Origin of the sequence: uncultured Phenylobacterium sp. (assembly GCF_902826855.1) — a bacterium.
In the GTDB taxonomy this organism is placed as follows: Bacteria; Pseudomonadota; Alphaproteobacteria; order Caulobacterales; family Caulobacteraceae; genus Phenylobacterium.
On the sequence record NZ_CADEGK010000084.1, the window covers coordinates 1 to 18,700 of the forward strand.

The 18,700-nt window shown below is 64.5% G+C and carries 11 protein-coding genes; 4 read left to right on the forward strand and 7 right to left on the reverse strand.

Features of this window, described 5'->3' with window-relative positions; genetic code table 11:
* The 4 genes from QZV94_RS12910 to QZV94_RS12925 form a co-directional block, all read right to left on the reverse strand.
* Nucleotides 1-4,743, reverse strand: a 4,743-nt coding sequence (locus QZV94_RS12910; protein WP_293678298.1) for a hypothetical protein, incomplete at its 3' end; no start/stop codon positions are given.
* Between the two features lie 508 nt (nucleotides 4,744-5,251).
* Nucleotides 5,252-6,124 (reverse strand): plasmid partitioning protein RepB C-terminal domain-containing protein, encoded by an 873-nt coding sequence (locus QZV94_RS12915; protein ID WP_293678299.1) that lies wholly within the window; start codon nucleotides 6,122-6,124, stop codon nucleotides 5,252-5,254.
* A 47-nt stretch (nucleotides 6,125-6,171) separates the two neighbouring features.
* The gene (locus QZV94_RS12920) at nucleotides 6,172-7,062 is read right to left on the reverse strand and encodes a plasmid partitioning protein RepB C-terminal domain-containing protein (protein WP_293678300.1); all 891 of its coding nucleotides are present in this window, start codon (nucleotides 7,060-7,062) and stop codon (nucleotides 6,172-6,174) included.
* Nucleotides 7,062-8,633, reverse strand: coding sequence for a recombinase family protein (locus tag QZV94_RS12925; protein ID WP_293678301.1), 1,572 nt, complete (start codon nucleotides 8,631-8,633; stop codon nucleotides 7,062-7,064). The genes QZV94_RS12920 and QZV94_RS12925 overlap by 1 nt, the downstream gene beginning before the upstream one ends.
* Nucleotides 8,634-8,686: 53 nt before the next feature.
* Between QZV94_RS12925 and QZV94_RS12930 the strand changes: the two genes are divergently transcribed.
* On the forward strand, nucleotides 8,687-9,079 hold the full coding sequence (locus QZV94_RS12930; protein WP_293678302.1) for a hypothetical protein: 393 nt from the start codon (nucleotides 8,687-8,689) through the stop codon (nucleotides 9,077-9,079).
* Between the two features lie 239 nt (nucleotides 9,080-9,318).
* Here QZV94_RS12930 and QZV94_RS12935 read toward each other — a convergent pair whose 3' ends face one another.
* Nucleotides 9,319-11,205, reverse strand: coding sequence for a hypothetical protein (locus QZV94_RS12935; RefSeq protein WP_293678303.1), 1,887 nt, complete (start codon nucleotides 11,203-11,205; stop codon nucleotides 9,319-9,321).
* Between the two features lie 371 nt (nucleotides 11,206-11,576).
* Here QZV94_RS12935 and QZV94_RS12940 point away from each other — a divergent pair, with 371 nt between their 5' ends.
* The 3 genes from QZV94_RS12940 (at nucleotide 11,577) to QZV94_RS12950 (ending at nucleotide 16,767) form a co-directional block, all read left to right on the forward strand.
* The gene (locus tag QZV94_RS12940) at nucleotides 11,577-13,409 is read left to right on the forward strand and encodes an ABC-three component system protein (protein ID WP_293678304.1); all 1,833 of its coding nucleotides are present in this window, start codon (nucleotides 11,577-11,579) and stop codon (nucleotides 13,407-13,409) included.
* Nucleotides 13,410-13,567: 158 nt separating this feature from the next.
* The gene (locus QZV94_RS12945) at nucleotides 13,568-13,948 is read left to right on the forward strand and encodes a hypothetical protein (protein ID WP_293678305.1); all 381 of its coding nucleotides are present in this window, start codon (nucleotides 13,568-13,570) and stop codon (nucleotides 13,946-13,948) included.
* Nucleotides 13,945-16,767: an AAA family ATPase gene (locus tag QZV94_RS12950; protein WP_293678306.1), complete on the forward strand. Its 2,823-nt coding sequence runs from the start codon at nucleotides 13,945-13,947 to the stop codon at nucleotides 16,765-16,767. Before QZV94_RS12945 ends, QZV94_RS12950 begins: the two co-directional genes overlap by 4 nt.
* A gap of 318 nt (nucleotides 16,768-17,085) precedes the next feature.
* Here the strand turns inward: QZV94_RS12950 and QZV94_RS12955 are convergent, their stop codons facing one another.
* Nucleotides 17,086-18,129, reverse strand: coding sequence for a hypothetical protein (locus tag QZV94_RS12955; protein ID WP_293678307.1), 1,044 nt, complete (start codon nucleotides 18,127-18,129; stop codon nucleotides 17,086-17,088).
* Nucleotides 18,126-18,371, reverse strand: a complete 246-nt coding sequence (locus QZV94_RS12960; protein ID WP_293678308.1) for a hypothetical protein — start codon at nucleotides 18,369-18,371, stop codon at nucleotides 18,126-18,128. Before QZV94_RS12960 ends, QZV94_RS12955 begins: the two co-directional genes overlap by 4 nt.
* Nucleotides 18,372-18,700 lie beyond the last annotated feature (329 nt).

An 18,700-nucleotide genomic window follows, 5' to 3' on the forward strand; every position in this document is an offset into this window, starting at 1 on the left:
GAGGTCCGCAGATCCGCCCAACGCCGCGAGTTGTCTCAGAGCATGGGCCGCGCGCCACCGGATGCGCTGATCCACATCCGACATCGCCGCGTAGAACGTGCGCGCGACCGCCTTGGTCGGCGTCAGCACCTCGACCGGGGCTCCCTCTATGGCCGCTTCGGGAAGTCGATCTCGCAGGCGGGATACATACCAAAGCAGCAGGCCCGCCGCGTCTTCAGGCGTCATCCGCGCGGCCGCTTCGACCGCAATGCCCAACGTCCAGGCTGCCCCCTTGGCCTCTCCGTGAATTTCGATTCCCTCGAGCAGGAGGACCAACATTTCGGCGTCGGACTCTTTGCAGAGCGCCAGGGCGGACCTGTGTGCGGTCCGGTCATAGCCCACGTATCGCGTCACATGCCCGAAGTGCTCCCGCACCAGTGCGGCAGCGTTTCGATCGGACCATGCCACAACAGCGAGCGAGTCAGACCAACCGTGAATCGTCGCCATGATCGCGTCCATGCGCTGATCAAGCATCGGGTCGAGCGGAAGCCCGCGTAAGGCCTCCAAGAAATCAATTCGGCGGGGAATAGGCACCGCTTCGCACGCGAGCGCGACGAGCTGGTTGAAGTCGGGGTGTTGGCCCGTTTGCCTCGCAGTCTCGAAGCGGGCGTCGATCGCGGCAGCTAGGCGCTGTGAATCCATGATTTCGGCCAAGTCGAAGGGAGTCGGCGGCGGCGGGGGCGGCCTCGGCGGACCATGCCGAGGATCTGGCGCGCTACGCACCAGCGGGGGCGGCGGTTCGAGGTCTGCCAGCATGGTCTCACGCGCGAGCAGTACGGCGGTTGGGGAACCGGGCTCTGCGTCGCTAGGCGCCATCGCGACGAAGGATTTGCATTCTAACGTCACCGAGCCACGAAGCACGTGATGGGCGAGCGCATCCGACAAGGCTGGCCATGTCTCCCCCGCCGCGCGGTTGAGAGAGGCAAGTGTCGCCTCTCCGGCATATCCTTGCAGAACGATCAGTGCGACGGCGGTTGGCGGCGGAATTCGTCCGGCCTCGAGACCGATCGCGAGAACTGAGTCGAGGGTGTCATCTCGAGGGGCGATCTTTGCGTCATCCCATCGTGAGACACATGCCAAGGCGAACCCGAGATCGAGCCTGGCCAGCGCCTGCATGGCGGGCCCCCATCCCCAAGATCTGTGATCGGCGAGCCGAACGCCCGCATCGTAGGCGACCTCGGCCAGATCCCGAGCGACGGGCGGTGCCCGATCGGCGGCGCGCTGGGACAACGCGTCGATCAGGCGGCACTGGTCATAGACCTCGGCATCAAGTTCGTCGGCCACAACGACCGCGGATTGGAAGATGACCTGAGCATCGTGAGGACTGAAAGCGGCGAGTAGGCGGGCGTAGGAAACGAGGTCGTCCATGCGCGCCTCGGCCCCCACGCGTGCATTCCGGAGCGCGCTGGCGACTGCGGTGAGACCGGCTAGAAGTTCCCCATGGACGCTCGTGTGGGCGGACAAGCGACGCACAACGACCTGGAGCGCGCCGTCGTGATCGCGGCTCCATCCACCCCGGAGTTCAGTCGCAAGATCCAGAATCGCCGAGGGCGAGTACGCGAGTCCGGTGAAGACGCACATCGCGACCGCCAAGCGTCCCCACACCTGACTCGCCTGATGCGGTGCCTCATAACGCCAACTGGGATCGAAGGCTTTCCGCGAGCCGTGGAGGTGCGCCCTGAGATCCGGGTGGGCCGAGGGGCTGATCAGCGCCGCGGCGCGAGGTTCGTAAAACTGGATCAGCGGACCTACGAAGGCGTGAAGCTTCTCTTCGCCGCCACGCTGCCCGCGGCGGACCTTCGCCTCGCCATTTTCGTCCTTCTCCGGAGCTTCAATCGGAAACAAGGATTTGGCTTCCAGGGCCGCTCCCATATCCGCAGCATTGAGCGCGGCCGCACGCACGATCAGATCGAGCGTGGGGACTTCGAACAGGTGTCGCTTGTGCGCCCAACGAAACTCCGGCCTCAGGAATGGCTCCAGAAGGCCTGCCAGGCTTCCCCTGGCCTCAGGGTGGCTCGCAAGCAATTCGCAGCCAACCAGGTAGCTCTCGAAGAAGCGGAGCGCGCCCGTGTCGGCGTAGGCATGGCCTTCAGCGAACCTAGCGAAGTCTAGAAGCCTCGTGCGCCGGAGCGCCTGCAGTCCGGCCAAGAGTGCGCGCACATCGATGGGTTCCCCGGCGCACGCGAGTGGGCCCAAAATGAACGGAACGAAAGGGGTGGGAGCCGCGGCCGCCATATCTGCCACTTCGACGCGCCGGCCTTCCGCCAACAGGCGGTCAACGAGATCGAGGCCCGCGCCCCACGCCGGCTGCAACGACTTGTTCTTTAGGAGCCATCGTATGGCCGCGGCCCCCCCCTTCTCGACGGCGATGACGTAGCCGTAGGCCTCGAAGTCTGCCTCGCTGATTTCCCAGCCCTGCGCGCGCCCCCATCGAGCTTCATCTGCGCGGTACGCGTCCTGCCGCGCCACCTGCCAAGCGTCGAAGCGACGGCCTCCCTCCCGAACCGCTACGAAGTCGCCAGTGCGGGCGTCAGCGGCCATCATCTGCAGTATGAGGGCACCCCACTTCTTTTGCGCGTCTGGATCGCCGAGGACCAAGCGCCCGGCTGTGTCTCGAGCGAATCTCGCGGCGAGTTCCGGATTGTCGGCCAGCATCGTTCTGACCGACGCATCGCGTCGCGCCGCCTCTGCGCCTTGAAGTACGAACCGCATGGCCCGCGCCGGATCACCGGCCTCTCTGCATGCCTTCGTCGCCACTTGAAGCCTTCGAACATGCGCCTCACTGCGGCGCACCGGATCCGGGAACAGGCTCGCCGGTGGCTCGGGTTGTCCTTCTACGAAGGCCAAGAGCTCGATGCGCTTCTCGGCCGCCAAGAGCGCGGTCGCTACATGGAGCCCTGCGTACGGGTCCTGGTTAGCAGCCGTCATCATCCATTCCGCGGCGCGCACCCGCACTTCTGCCAAAACTGGCGCGCCTGCTTCCCGGATGAAGTGCTCGAAGTCTTCGTCAGCAAACGCGACGAACCCGGCTTCATGCCGCAGGCCCGGCGCCAAGTCCTGGACGATATCGACCAGGCGATCCTGAGGCACGCCGGTGACACGCCCGAGCGCATCAACCGGGACGGGCCGCGGCAGAGCGATTAACGCGGCGCAAAGCGTTCGAACATCGGTGTCCGAGCCGCCGCCCTTCTTGAGGGCGAAGTCGAACTGGGCTTGGAAGATCGCATCGAGATTCTTGCCTGCCGGGCGAAGTGCGTCGATCGCCGATTTGGGGTCATCGGTCGCGGAGCCAAACGCATAGGCTTGGACGCGCGGGATGCCCTGGGAGAGGGAGTGGAAGTCCTCGATCCAGTGGGGTTCTGCCGCGAATACTCGAGCGACGTTGGCCTTGGTCTCCTCGGGCGTGAAGGCCCCAAGGGCCCGATGCAAAAACGTCGAAGGGAGTTTGAGGCTCGAGACCCGGCTTGTCCGCGCCGTAATGACGAACCGCACATTAGCCGGAATTTCCCCGATCGCGGCGAAGTCGTGGACGAAGCTGACTTCGGACGGAATACGACCGCTCGCAGCCGAAACCGAGTTGTCCGCCGCATCCACCACAAGCACCAGGAGCGCGCCAGGTCTCGCCGCAGCGAAGGTCTCAGCGGCGGCTTTGAGGCGCCGGTGAAAGCTGCGCACGGGGTCTGGAAAATGGCCCGCCGGAGTGAGGAGCGGAAGACGCAGCCTCGCCGCCGTCTCGTTTATGAGCTGGAGGAAGGCATCGCTCGGCCGATGTCGGAGCTTCTCCGGATCGAGATAGGAACCTCCACCGTAACAATCGAACAGGATCACTATGGATTCTGCCGGCAGGCCCTTCGCGAGTTGTTGAAGCGCTGTTGTCTTACCCACGCCTCCGCTTCCATGAAGGCAAACCCGCTGGTGTCCGTCGACGAGCTCGTCGGTGACTTTGCGGATAGTCTCGCGCGGGACAGCGCTCTCGATGCGCCGCACATCCGCAGCGCACGGGAATAGTGTTTGCCTATCGATGGCCGCAAATTGCGCAAGGATCCGATCTACCGTGATCATTTCCCGGCTGGACTCGGGGAGCATCCGATCGCGAGCGAACCGTCTCAATCGCTCGGCGACCTCAAAGCTGTCGGCCTCTGTCCATGCGATCACGGCCTGCAGGATCTGGTCTTCCAGCAGGAAACGAGAAGCAGTTCCTCCAACGAGCTCAAGGCGAGCCGCAAAGCTCCCGAACTGTGTGGGCGTCAGACCGCTGGCCTTGACTAGCCTGTGAAGGGGCGGCGCGTTCTTACCGAGGCGCTTGCTGTACTCCGCGGGTACTCCTTTCTTGGCCAATGAGATTGCGCGTTGGAGATCTGTAGATATCGGCTGATTGGTGACCAGCGAGACCGTGAAAGATTGAGGGGCATTCTTCTTCTCAATCACCCACCCACGATAGACATCGGCAAGTCGGCGGATAACGGATCCGGACCCTGTGCTTCCACCACCCTTGGCGGCGGAAACCCTGGCTACCGTCCAGGATCGCTTGGGATCTGCCCCGGAATATTTGAGCTGCTGGGCGTCGAGCCAGGCACCGTTGTCGCCGCGGTAGTAGAGCCCGCAATCGACACCCAGCCAGCGCGATCCTTCCACGCCGGCCTCGTCTGAGACCCGCAGCCCTTCAAGCGTGATCCCCGCTAGGTCTGAGTCGGCTTCGAGCATCCGCAGCGCTTGGCGGACCGCCCATAGCTCGTGAAATGCGTCGCCGGTGTTGGAACCCTTGGCGCCCCCAAATTCAAGCATAGCGCTTCAGTGGTTCCCCGTGGTTCTGCCCGCCTGGGTAGCACGTCGCGAGTAGGTCATCATCGTTGTGTGGTTCGCAAGAGAAGCGGTGGGCCTAATGTGATGAGCGTCCAGGATTTGGCCAAGAGTCCCGGACGGCATCCCGTCGTAGCGAACTGGGGAACGGCGAGCCGCTCGAGTCTCCGTGCCCGAGCAGAACCTTCACGTCGCGTGGCCACGGTCTGCTAACGCGGACCGCATTTCTCGCTAAGCCTAGCCGGAGAAGCCCGCCGAATTCTGACGGGCTTCTCCAGGCGATCGTCGGCCGAGCTGATAGCGATCGGCCTAGTGTGCTCCGAGCGGGTTCGCCGCCATTCCCACCGCCGCCCTTGATCCGCCCCACACGGCGGCGTCTCCGGCGGTCCCGGCGCTTACGGGTCCCGGTCCCCTATTCAGCTGCCTCGGCGACTTGCTCCGTCGGCAGGCTGGTCAGCTCTGTGATGCTCTGAAATTCGGTGAGGTATTCTGGCTTGTGCTGCGCCAGCCAACGCACCACGCGGACACTGCCAAGCAGCTTGACCAGGTAGGACCGCGCCACCGTGAGATGCAGGTTATCGAGGCCGTACGTCTCTTCCACAGCCTTGATCTGGACCTGCAGTGTCGCGAGCTCCCGCTCGAGCCGAGCCACCTGCTCGCGTGTCACCGTGTTGGTCGTCTGCTTTCGCCGCTTGCTCGAAGCCATCTGCACGTCTGGTGTTGCGGCAAGGATCGCCATCACAAACGGTCGGCCAAAATTGCTGTGCCCCACCATCAACTCGGCGGCCTCCTGCTGGCGCATTGGGCCCATCTTTCGCAACACATCGAACACCGCGAACGAGCAGGGAGCGTCCTTGAGAAGCTCCACAACATCCTCGGCAATCCCATCCATCAAGCGTGCGCGCCGCTGGATACCGGTGACGTTGATGCCGAGCGCCTCGGCAAGGCGCGCCTCTGAGACTCCGCGCTCGATGGCGCGAGCGATCATGCGGTGCTCCTGGGGCGCGGAGAGCCGGTTGACACGCTTGTTGTAGGTGAAGGCCTCGTCGTCTCGGGAGACCAGGCAGTCCACGGCGCTGATGCCCAGATCCCGCAGCGCCTCCAGGCGGAGGTGGCCGTCCAGGACATAGTAGACGCCGGGCTGGTCCGAAGCCGGGATCACCACAGGCGGCTCGACCAGGCCCACCGCTTTTATCGAGGTGACGATCTGGCGGTACTTCGCGCTCATCTTTACGTCGGGCCGCAACGGCTTCATCGCCATCAGCGCGTCGATGGGGACGTTCACGCTCCCCCGTTCAAACCCCCAGGTCACTCCGCCGGGCGAGGAGGCGCTCACGGTAGGCCACCACTGAGGCGCGCATCGAGGGCACGGGGCATCGTGTCGAGCTGCTCGGACCGAAGCACGTTGGCGAAGGCTCGGTCCTGGCGGAGCTCCTTGAGCGCCTGGACAATGAATAGCAGCCGGCTCTGGACGAAGTCCGCTTTCTTGGCGATTAGGCGCTGCCGGTCGGCCTCCTTGCGGAAGATCTGCACCAGCTGGTCAGGGGTCGTCCGGGTGCGACTGCCAGTGCGGCCAAAGCGCTGTGCCCCGAGTGCGCCGCGGCGCCGTCGACGCTCCAACAATCGGCGCACCAGCTCGACGTTCTTCCCCTTGATCTTGCCGTCGGCGTAGGCGTCGGCCAGTGCTTGCTGGATGCCAGCGTCGTCACTCCGCGCGATCGTGGCAGCCAGGCTCAACGGGATAAGCCCGCTGTCTACCGCCGCGATCAGGCGTTCCTCGCCCTTCTCTAAGAGGCCGACGATCAGCGAGACCCAGCTCGGCGTGACGCCGATCTTCTGCGCCACCTCGGCATCCGAGTAGCCTCGCTTCCGGAGCGCGCCGACTTCACGCATCAAGTCGACACCGCGGTGGAGTGGCCGGGCGACGTTCTCGACCAGGCTGCGGACGAAGCAGTCTTCCTCGGGGAGATCCACGACGATCGCCGGGATCTGGCTCTCGCCGAGGGCCTGGAAGGCCTCGATCCGTCCTTCTCCACAAATGAGGTCGAAGCGCTCGCTGCCGTCAGGAAGTTTGCGGCGGCTCACCGTGATAGGGCGCTTCAGTCCCACAGCCTCAATGTTGTCGATGATCTCGCGGTGCACCCGGCGGCCGCGGCCTCTTGGATTGAGGACAGCAATCTTGTCGATGGGCACGAGCTCGATGACGATCCCCACGTCGTCCATCAGGCAGCCCTCGCGAAGGGGATCCGGACCGCGAGCTCGAACAGCTCGGAGAGGTCGTCAAACCGGTAGGCATCGATCGATAGACTGTTCTGCTCGGCCACCCGGATCCGCCCGCCCTCAAGGTCCAGGCTGGGGAACAGGAAGTAGTCCAGCGGCCGCACATTGCCGCCGCCCATGCGCACGGCGACCGTTATGTCCGGGAGCAGCAAGTTGTCGAAGGCGAAGCGCCAACGGTAGGCCCCGCCTGAGGTCTCATGACAGCGGGCGATCGCGACCGACACGGTCAGCTCGCCGTTGATCGTCACGAGCCCGGTGTTCTCGTCGCATGATGTCACGCCGCCTGTCCCCGCGATGCCCGCGTGGATCTCGGCCAGGACCTCGGGGTGAAGCTCGCGCAGGCGCTTGTTGATCTGGAGGTACCGGTAGTCGCGGCTGGGCCGGTAGCCGATCAGCTGGTAGGCGCGCAGCAGGCTGCCGAACCGCGAGCGATAGGCGCTGCTCGAAGGCATGTCGGCCCGCTCGTCGATGATCAGGCCCGAGATCGCCCCATGCCGCTCGAGGAGCCGTTGGAGCTGATCAAGCAGCTCCTGATCTGAAAACCGTCGCGATCGCGCCAGGATGATCTGGCGAGCCCTAAGGAAATCGTCGTGCGGGACGATCGGCTCGAACACGCCCTCGGCGCGCACCCATTTCTCCGGCGGGTTGGCTACCCGTTTCTGCTTCAGCTTGAAGGAGACCCGATTGAAGACGTTGTTGCCGATGTACTTCTCGTTGGTCAGGACCTGATGAACCGCGGCCCGCGTCCACGGCCGGTCGAGGTCGGTGACGACGCCTTCGGAATTCAGGAGGAGCGAGATCGCGGCCTCGGTCATGCCGGTGATGATGAAGAGCCGGTAGATCCTCCGGACCAGGTCCGCCTCATCCGGCGGACCAGGAACCAGGATCACGCGATCCGTCTGCAGGCTCTTCTGTTCTCCCCGCCGAAGGACGCCCTTTGACTCGCCCCGCTCGTCGACGAGGACGCGGCGAAGGCCGATCCCGGCCGGGCCGCCCTGCCGATAGCCCAGTTCGATCAGCCTGCACTGGCCAGCGAAGACCTTTGACGAGAGTTCGCGACTGTACTCGCCAGCCATCGCCCGCTTGACGCTCTTGACGATGGTGGCGACGGGCGTCCCGTCGTTTTCGAACTGCTCGGCGCAGTAAATGACCCGGACCCCAGCCCGGCGGCATTGGTATTCGTAGAACGCGCTCTCGTCCGCGTCCTGGAAACGTCCCCACCGCGAGACGTCGTAGACGAGCAGCGCCTCAAAGTCGGCGCGCCGACTATCGATGTCGTCGATCAACTGCTTGAGCGACTCACGTCCCCCAATGTTGAGGCCACTCTTTCCCTCGTCCGCGTATGTGGCGACGATCTCCATCCCGTGCAGCGCCGCATACGAGGCGAGCGCGTCTGCTTGGTTCTCCGTCGAGTATCGCTGGTGGTCGGTCGACATCCGAACGTACTGCGCTGCCCTGATAAGCGGCGCTTTGCTAGAAATGCTCGCCTCAAGGATTTCAACAGCGGTGGCCACCGGCGCGATCCCACACTCTAGAGAGAAGGAGACCTTATGGATGGAGGACCAGTATGTCCTTTACCGAGAACGACCGAAAACTTCAGCCAGAGAGCGGCAGATCTTTTCCGCCTTCCCGAGAAGCTACGCCATTCAACGAATCCATCGCGAGCGCGCTGAAGGCTGACTTCGGCTCGGCGCGGTCGGTCGTCAAGCACGTGGCGCGGCTGACCGGAGCCAACGACCGCACCGTCCGAAACTGGTTCGAAGGGAACAACGGACCGAGCGGCGAGAACCTTGTCAGCCTGATGAGGCACTCGGATGCCGTGATGGATGTCGTGCTCTTGCTATCGAGGCGCGGCCGGTCGGCTCGAGGCGTCGCCTTGCTGACGCTGAGGGACAAGCTTAGCGACGCGGTGGCCGCCATCGACGCGATCGAGGCCGCATCGCGAGACCTGGAAGGCTGAACCTAAGCGACCCAACTCAGAACTTCAGGAACCAATTAGTTGATATGGTGGAGGCTCCAGCACCCACACGCTGCTTGCTTGCACGAAAAGCGGGCCGAACTACCAGCAAACCTACCAACGGAGGACCGCAAGGCGTCCTGAGTTGAAGTTGGTGTCGCTCCTGCCAGCGGCCCCTCTTCACCCCTTTCCTTCCGGTCACTATCATCAGGCGACGGCTGCGCGACTCGAGGAAAGAGCCACTAGTCTCCATCCAGCGCCTCAATAGTGCGACCGCGGGTGTCGATACGCGCGGCGCGCCACCAGTGGCCGAAGAAGGGCGTCGGCACCTGCTGCTCGTTACGCCGCTCCGGCCCGTGACCCCGGAAGATCACCGTGACCATCGCCCCGCTGGTCTCAAGCTCCCCGTCGGTTGAATAGCGATGGACGGTGACGTCGTAGATGCCGACGCCGTCGATGTGGACGACCTCTGGTCCCCAGCCCGTCGTCACGTCGCCTTCATAGCGCAGGCCGGGCGCCTCGCCGCGCCGGAAACTTACCCCTTCATCTTCAGCACCGACGGGGGTCACGTAGAGATCGAGGTCTGACGGTTTGTCGCCCCAAGTCAGGCGCACCTCGACGCGGCCTGGCGACATCGCGGATGCCGCGCCGTCCAAAGCCGATCCTAGGCTCGCCGCTAAGCCCCGGCGGAACTGAATGACACTCTCAGGGAAGCCCGGGTGCAGGCTCCCAAAGGCCGCGCACCGCGCAAGGTACACCGGGTCAAGGCGCTGCAGGACGTTGGCGCTCACCGGCCCGTGGTTGGCCAGATACACCGCCGCGTTCGGACAGGCGAAGGCGTAATCTGTTAGCGCGTCCAGGAATTCTTGGGTGGAGGACCGCAGGTGCTGTTTGGCTTCTACCACCAGAAGATCGGACCCAGGGTCAGAGATCGGCGGCCGGCGGACCCGATAATCTGGCTGGATGCCCTCCGTGCGATGTGCGCTGGGCAGGTCGTCGTGTTCCGTCCTCAGCTCTGTCCACCAAAACAGCGACAGACCCATTCGGTCGGATAGTGTCGCGAGGTGGACGCCTCGGAAGGCGAATTCCAGCCGCCCATCCTGAAGGTGGAATTGAAATCTCCAGCCCGCGTCAGACAAAGCGGTGAAGATCTGCGCGCCCAGCCAAACGGCGTAGACCTCGTGCCGGTGTTGCCACACCGGCAGGTCCAGAATGTCGTCCAGCACCTTCCGCAGCTCCCGCGCCGGCGCCGCGCTCTCCGGCAGGATGCGGTCGATCTCCGCCATCATGGCGACGAGTGCCACCTCGTCGCCGCGTCGAACGTCCCCGCGACGCGCCATCAGCCAATGCGCCAGCGAGCGATGCCAGAAATCGCTCTCGATGATCCAAAGCTCACGGATGGTGAAGCCTGTGACGTCACGCTGTTCGCCCGCTTCGGAGGCACCCGCGGCGCGGAGGAGCTCGTGGTCGATTCCGTGGCGGCGGAACGCGGCGATGAAGGTGTTGGCCAGCGCCACCGCGCGGCCTAGGCGGCGATCGACGTCCTCGCGGCCGGTCGCCCAGTCCTCCGGCCAGGACTCGAACCGGCCTCCAGCGTCATAGGTATTCAGCCAGGCGGTGAGCCCTGCCGTGACGCCGTCCGGATCGACGCCCCAGGTCCGCCGATCGGCGTCGCCCGCCTGCGGGATGGCCCATAGGTCGTCATGGGAGACCAGAACAAGCGTCGGCGACATCACCTGCTCGAACCGCTCCATTTGTCCGCGGAATTCCGTCAGCAACAGGTCGAGGGGTTCATTGTCGGGATCGAAGTTGAAGCGCAGTGGGAGGCTGTCGCCGCTGGCGTGCGCTCCGGCCGCGGCGAGCATGGAGAGGATGTCGACCTTCATCTCCGCGAACGGTTTTAGGGTCGCGAGAAAGGCCCGGATCAAATCCTCAGCCGTCAGGTCGCTGGCCTCAAGCAGGGACTCTAGGTCGCCCATCTCGCCGGGAAACAGCCGCTCCCGCAACTCCGTGACAAGGTCCTGGTCATAGGCCGCTCGGCGGCCTGGACCGGCCCCGGTCAGACCGGCCCGCTCAACCAGTTGCGGCCAGAGGTCTGCCGCACGATCGAACACCTCGGACGTCGCCACTCGACCGCCCCCCAAGAAGCAATGTCTCCACTAGTAAGGCGCCCTCCGGCGACTGCATATGCGGTCGCAGGCCGCCCTCCGCGGACCTTCCGCACGTCAGCATGGAGTCAGCAGCGCCAGCGTGGTGGGCGTCCCGGGACCCATACATCCGTGTCCGGGGGGCGTGTGCGCCCGCAAAGTACCAACGGAGCTACCAACCAAGCTCTAAAATGCGCCTGGCGAAAGTGGGCGAGAACGCTGGGTGTGGTTTGCATTGCTTCAACCTCAGGATTTGTCTCGCAGACCCATCGTAGCGTAGCGTAGCCACAAGAACCGTTGGTCACCCTGCGGGGCCACAACCAGAGGAACCGCGAGCCCTGCCTGCCCCCGCAGTGACCTTCGATGATGTTTTGCGTCTGGCCACCTTGGTGGTTCCAGCGCCCATCCGCACGCAGGGCGGACGTCTGGACTTGTGTCTCCTTCAACTGGCGAGAAGCTCCGGAGCGCAGATTGATGGCGATCTCCAGCGACCAGCAGCCTGCGCAGCGATGGCTCAACTACTCGTTGGAGGCGCCGGCCATAACACCGCCGTCCTGACCGATCTGGTCCCAGGTCCGAGCCCCGCCATCGTGGTGACTCCGGAGTATGCGTTCGGCCACGGAGATTGGGCGGAGCTGGATGCTTTGGTCCGACAACAACAGCGGCCTCTCGTCCTCATCGCAGGCTTCGGAGCGACCGTCGCAGCGACGGTAGAAGCCTGGGCCCAGGAGGAAGGCGCGACGACCCGGCGACTAACATGGAATGCGCAAACGGCGCAGCTCTCCGCCGTCCGTCCAGTCAACGGCGCGTGGTGTTGGATCCATGGCTTTGGTTTGGACACGACGTGCGTCGTCTTTCTGAAGAACCACATGGAGCAGGGCACGGAGCTTGTTGCTCTTGAGTGGATTCAATCGGGCTCCCACCTCCTGCGTGTCTCGTTCGAAGACCTCGACCTCTTCCCGCTAATCTGCGCCGACATGGTGCAGACATTCGCGGAAGGTGATGCCACAGCGGTCCATCGTGTGCGCGCTGCCCTGCAGGGTGAGGTTGGTGGCAAACCGGCCCTCATCACCGGCTCCCTCCTTCAAGGCGTTCCGAGCAATCCGAACTGGGCCGTCGCCGTAGATAACTGGTTGAACCAGGCGACGCTGGGTCGAGCCGCGCTCGTTGCGCTATCGAACATCTCTGTCGATCAACCTGTTTTCGACGAGGAACAGGACTCCTGGCGGTCACTCACGGGCGTCTTCGGTCGAATGACGGTGATGCCGCACAACCAAACCAGCGTGAGGGTGGCCCGCGGGGTCGGAACACCGAGCGTTCGCGGCTCGGTGCTTCGAACGACCGCGCCTTACGCCGCGGGCGGTCAGCTGTCTTGGGGGCCCCACCCTGTGACCGGCGACCGCTTCTATTGGCAAGCTGGGATGGGCGCACCGATTGACGGTGGGGGCTTCGCGGTGCCGGTGGACCGTCCCCCGACCATTGAATGTACCGAACTGGCGCGTTTCACGCGTCGTGTACCGGCGGAGCAGGCCTGGTGTCCCAGGGTCGGCACGGGACTGAACTTGATCCGCACGCACGTCGAATCGGGCGCGCCGCCAGAGGGCGAGGAGCTCCTGACGAGCTTGTTGCGCGGCGTTTCCAATGACGGCCGCTGTGCTGCCGACCAAGTCGCAAGAGAGCCGCACGGCTCTGCCTTGCGGCAAGGATTGCACAGCCTGGCGACGTTGGTGTCCGAGGATGCCCACTTCGGATGGCGGACAGATCAGGGCAAGACCGGACAACTCACGCTCGGCCAGGCTGTCGCGAACGTGCTTGTCTGGCGTGACCCGAGCCTTTCAGGTCTGCAGATGAAACATGCGCTGGGGGCTTGGGCGCAGGAGCCTGAAGAGCATCCCCCTCTCTTGGTGCTCGCCGCAGGGCCACATGGCCAGTTGCCCGAGGGAACCCTGGTCGGTCACCCGCGAGACAATATCGAGGCTGCGCCCGACTCGGCCGCTGCCTTGAGTGCGGATGGAGGTTTGGCCGATGATCCCACAGACATCACCCAGCGGCGTGCTCTACGGTCAGTGGCTTGCGTCAGTCTCGAGCGCGTTACCGACCTATATGTGAACTACGAAGCGGACGAGGACGCTGCGAGAATGGCGGCCCTGGTCGACTACCTAACCCTGGCGGCGCAAGCAGCATGACTGACGGCTCATGGAAAGACGCCGGCGTGGCAGTACTCGACCCGCTCTGCCGTGCGGTCGGACTCTCTCCTGCCGCACACGTACTCGGAGCCCCCGCCGGCGCTTCGCTTTGGGCGGCCGACTACGCTGCGGTCCTATTCTGGCCCGGAGACGAGAAGGTGCTTCGGGAAGCGACGGACGCAGGCGAAGCTTGGCTTGCCGAATACCTGTCTGAGGAAGAACACCGACGTGGCGCGCGGGTGGTTGACGGATACCTGCTGGTCGCGCTGCCGACCGCTGCAACTGAGGACTGCGCCTCTCTCGTTCGAGCGATCGAGCTCTCCACGCAGGTTTGCAGGAAGCACGTCATTTGGCCTGATGAGGCCGGCGACTGGCGCCGCTTCGACCAAGTCACCGTTCTGGGCCTTCCGGCGGGGGTTACGTCTGCTTCGGGCGAGCCGGCCTGGCCGTCGCTGACCGGTCAGGCTGCCGCATTGTGGTCCAGCATCCAAAGGCTCGGCCCGGTGCGCGCAGCCGTGACAGAAGAGGGGCGCCCTTGAGCGGCCCGCTCACCATAGACAGCGTCAAAATCTCCGCATTTCGCGGGGTCACGACACCGTTGGAGCTCGACCTAACGGCACCCATCACGATGGTCTACGCACCCAATGGCACGGGGAAGACCACCTTTTGCGAGGCGATTGAATGGCTGCTGACAGGCCAGGTTGAAAGACTGCGGGAAGGGACGTGGAACAACGACGTCTTGCGATCTGCGTTCTTGGACGACGTCCCACCCGAGGTGGAGGCGGCGATACTCACAGGCGGCCAGCAGCGGCGCCTGTGGCGGACGCCTGACGGAGCATGGTTGGACAACCGCTCTGGTAGCGCGAAGAGGCCCGGGGACATTCTGCAGCTACTCGCGCCAGCCGCCGCGGCGCCAAACCGGCATCAGAACAACGCGATCAACCTGCGGCAGCACTACCTGCGCGGGACGAGGTTCCTCACAAGCGAGGCCCTCGCGGCATTGGTGGACAACAGTCCTGAAAGCCTAACGCGACGCCAGGACGTGTTCGCGGATTTGCTGGGCATTCGACACTTGCGGGATGCCGAGCAGGGGTGCGCCCGGTTCATCGCCGAGCTCGGACCGAAGATTCGGGAATTGGAGGCGGCTTGCCGGCGTCTGGAGAACGAAGCCGTGCAGTTGCGTGCCGAACTGTCGAGCGGGCAAGCCAACGAGGCGTCAGCGTCCGACAACTTGACGGCAGCTGAGCGACTCCTGGGCACCCGCCCCCCAGGCCCCGATGTGGCGGCGCGCCTTCAGGCTGCGGCAGCAGCCGCGGCACGAGCCCGACACGAATCGGAGCGGCGCCGTGATGCGCTAGATCGCCTTGCGACCGTTTGGTCGCGTATGCCCGAGTTGGCGGCTCAGGTTGCCGTCCTGCGGAAGGCGGAGACCGACGCGGTCACCGCACTCCAGCAAGCGCAGACATCACGTCAACAGGCGGACTCGGTCGTGAGCGAGCGCATGTCCATCGAGCAAACCGCGGCGGACGCCGTCGGAAGACTAGGTGCTGCGGAGGATGGCCTTAGAAGCCGGTTAACGGCAGTACTGGGCGCCGTTGCACTAGCTGACCCGTTCCTGCCTTCAGGCGATCTCACTCTAGGAGCGCTGCTGACCGCCGCCCCCGAGGCCCGATGGGACGACGCTGCTCGGGAGGCCCTGCGAGACCGCGTTCGCGCTGCTGTCGCGGCGGAGCCCAGGATCGATCAGATACTGGCGGATCAGGCCGAACTCGCCGGGCGACGGTCTCAGCTCCAGGTGTCGCTCCCCACCCCTGAAGGCATTCAACAGCTGAGGAACGCGGCGGACGAGAGTGAGAAGGCCGCGGCCGCCGCCGAACGCGACGCGGAGGCGCTTGCGGGACCGGTTGCGACGCTGCAATCGGCCGGCCGTAGCGTCGTGGGCCACCAACATGATGACGATTCCGACTGTCCCCTCTGCGGCCACGACTGGCGTGAACGATCACTGTTGATCGAGGCCGTCGAAAAAACGCTGAACGCGGCGCCGGCGCTCGTGAGCACCGCAAGAAACGTGGCCACGCGCGCCGCGCAGCAAGCTGCTCTCGCGCGAAAGGCCCATGACGACGCCGTGCAACTGCGCCAGCAAGCCGACAACCTGGACCAGGAGGCCCAGGCGCTCGAGACGAAGCTCAATCGGGATCGGCTTTTGTTTGAGGCGGTGGACGCACCGCTGTCCGGTGAGGAGCGTCGCCGTGTTCTCGAGTGGGCGGAACGGCGCCTAGACCTGGCGCAAGCGCTTGCCGACCTTAGCAACGAGCAGGCGGCGACGCTCGGCGTCGTCACAGATGACGGCGCTCGCTTCCTGACATCGGCCCTGGCAATCAACCAGTTGCAGGGTGCCTTGGACAATGCGCTTACCAAACGCAGACTGGCGTTGGATGAAGTCGCGGCAAACGCCCGGCGCGAAGCAGACGCTAGCCGCGCCCAGCTGACCGCTCACGTTGCCGTCGAGCGAAGCAGCCAGGATGCTCTTGCGGCGGTTCGACGTGACTTGGCGACGGCGGAAAGTGAACAGGCCGGCATCCTGGGCTTGTGGTCGGCCGCCGCAGGCGAAGAGGACTGGTCCACCGAGGGGCTTGAACGCCTGCGCGATGAGCTCGCCGAGCGCCTAGTGATGCTCGATCAGGTGGACGGAACGCTGGCGGCAGCCCGCGCGGGCTGGGAGAGCGAGACAAAACACGCGCGCATAGTTCGGATCGAAGGCGAACTTGAGCCCCTTAGGGTCAAGGTTGACCGCCTCAAGGGTACGACCAGCACAGCGGATGCGATGCGAGCCGAATTCCGTGAAAGCTATATCGCCACAAGCCAAGAGCAGGTTGGCGGCCTAAGTCGAGTGGTGAACGCGCTATTTCTCAGGATGCATGCCAACCGGATCGTGGACCGGATCGGACTAGGTGAAGCTGAGACTTTCCTCCATTGGCTCGCTGACGCTGGGGCGGCGTACCTCGATCCGGGGCGCGATTTCAGCCAAGGGCAAAGGCAGGACTTGGCGCTAGCCCTGTTCCTTGCACGCGCCAGGGGCCTTGGGGGCACATTCTTCCTCGACGAACCCGTAGCGCATCTCGACGATCTAAATCGCATCGGGTTGATGGACGTGTTTCGTGCTGTCGCATTGGAAGGGCGAGGCACCGTACGTCTCGTGATCACTACCGCGAGCCGAAGCCTCGCTCGTCACATGATCAAAAAGTCCGGAGCGGTCACCTCGCTCAATGACGGATGCCGGGTGAGGCGCGCCATTGACCTGCCCGGGAATGGTCGACTTGGAGTGACCAAGGCTCAAGTTTATCCGCGTGCCGCGTAGTCGGGCGGGCGACTGCGCAATTTCGAAGGTTAGATCGCTGGTTTCTCTGCACGGACCCACGGCCAGTCGGCGGGAGCGCGTGACTGGCAGTCTGCTACCAACAATCGTACCAGCAGACCGTGGTGAGGCGCTTCCAGCAAAACCTAGATGATCAGCAAGGCCCGTTCTCTCGCTGGCCGAGCTGTGTGCTTCTGGTCTCAAAAAAATAGATCCTTCAAAAACCCGCGCCGATTTTTTCTATCCTAGGCACCGGTGTCCGTGCCGGTCGCGCTGGACTTTTGCCCCGCCCCCGCAGGGCGCGAACGCCGTTCGCGCCTGTCACCTCTGGTCCACCGGCTCAGCGGGCCGGTCTGCCGGGGCCGGAGAAGTGGAGGCCGAGGACGCGACCTCAACCCGCAGTTCAAGGGCCGCCAAGCCCTTGCAAGTTACCCGCTCGACCAGCTGATCGGCCGCCCAGCTAGTGCGGACGAGGATAGTTCGATCGGCCCCACGCCAGGCTGCGCCGGCCAAACACACGGCGGCTTGAGGCGCGACGGCAAGCACCGCCGCCTCGACCGCGGGCGGACCGGTAAACGGCCGCACAGCGACCGCTCGATCCGATGCCGTTGCCGGCGGCAGTTCATCGCTACCAGCCAACCAACCGCGCCACATGCCTTTGCCGAGCCAGGCGTGCAGCTGTGGCGGGTGCTTGCGGCTCAAGTACTCGGCCGACACCCCCATCCGCTCGAGACCGGCCGTGATGGCAACCAAGTCCTCTCCAGCATTCCCCAGGTCGTCGTGATGTCTGCGCGCTAGGGCGAGGTCGGCGAACTTGAGCATGCCCTTGGGACAAACCTCAACCAGCCGTTCGAAACCCGACGCTCGCGCGCATTTAGCGGGAGAGTTAGCGGAGTCCTTACGGTGTAGGGGTGATGTACGTATGCCTTTTACGGGATCAGGATATGCCTTTTCTGGCCTAAAAGGCGGCTCCTGGTATGCCTTTTCCGGATCGCTAAAAGGGGGATCAGGGTCCCCCTTTTCAGTGCGAAACACCGGCCAGTAATGGTTGGACCTGCCCCGGCCTTGACCCCGTTTAATTCGGATATAGCTGGCCGCCTCAAGCTCCTTCGCGGCCAGTTGCACAGTAGTCTTGGTCTTCCAACCCGCGCGCTTCGACAGGGTGTCTTCGCCGTCGTCTGAGCTCCATTGCGCACGCCACGCAAAGCCGCCCCTGCGCAGGTCGAAATCATGCAGCAGCAGCGACGCCAACAGCTTCGCCCGGCCGGGCAACGTAGGATCGGAGCAAATTTGCAAATGCCAATCGAGCCGCTGGCTCGTCCAACGTGTCACATCGACGACGTCGCTCTTGGCCGCAACGCTCATGCGTCACCGCCCGGCAGCCGCCACCGGTCGTCGACGTGGGAAACGAGACCGGCGTCGACCAGGTCGCCGAACGCGACCCCGATCTCAGCTGCCGTGGCACCGCACCAGGCGGCAGTGTGTTCAAGCTGCCAGCTGATCCACCCCTGCTCGTCGCTCGCGTCGGCAAGGCGGATCAACAGGAGCTTCGCCAGCGGCGAGATCCCGCGTTGGTCTCCCGCCCAGGAGTTTCGGGCGATGCTCATCGCTACCCCGCCACGCGCCAGGTAGCCGCAGCCGGTTTGCCGGCTGCCCGTAAGCCATTGAGTTGTTTGGAGCGGACACCGTCCCAGTTTGCAGTTAGTTTGTTGAATTCAAACCGCCCATACTGGCCTGCAAATCCGCGCACCCGGGTTCGATTCCCGGTCGGGCCTCCAACCTCCTGATCAGCTCTGCAGAACGGCCGCCGCGCGGCGGTACTTCTCTATGCGCCAGTGGTCCTCCGTGGAGGGCTGGGAGAGGCGGCTGAGGGCGCTGTTGTCTGCGGTGTCGGCCATCTTGACCCGCCTGGCGGTGCCCGGGGGCTGTACCCCTT

Excerpts from the sequence above, each read along its gene's own strand:
- QZV94_RS12920 (WP_293678300.1), bottom strand. The coding sequence starts at position 7,062 with ATGGACGACGTGGGGATCGTCATCGAGCTCGTGCCCATCGACAAGATT.
- QZV94_RS12960 (WP_293678308.1), bottom strand. The coding sequence starts at position 18,371 with ATGAGCATCGCCCGAAACTCCTGGGCGGGAGACCAACGCGGGATCTCG.
- QZV94_RS12955 (WP_293678307.1), bottom strand. The coding sequence starts at position 18,129 with ATGAGCGTTGCGGCCAAGAGCGACGTCGTCGATGTGACACGTTGGACG.
- QZV94_RS12930 (WP_293678302.1), top strand. The coding sequence starts at position 8,687 with ATGTCCTTTACCGAGAACGACCGAAAACTTCAGCCAGAGAGCGGCAGA.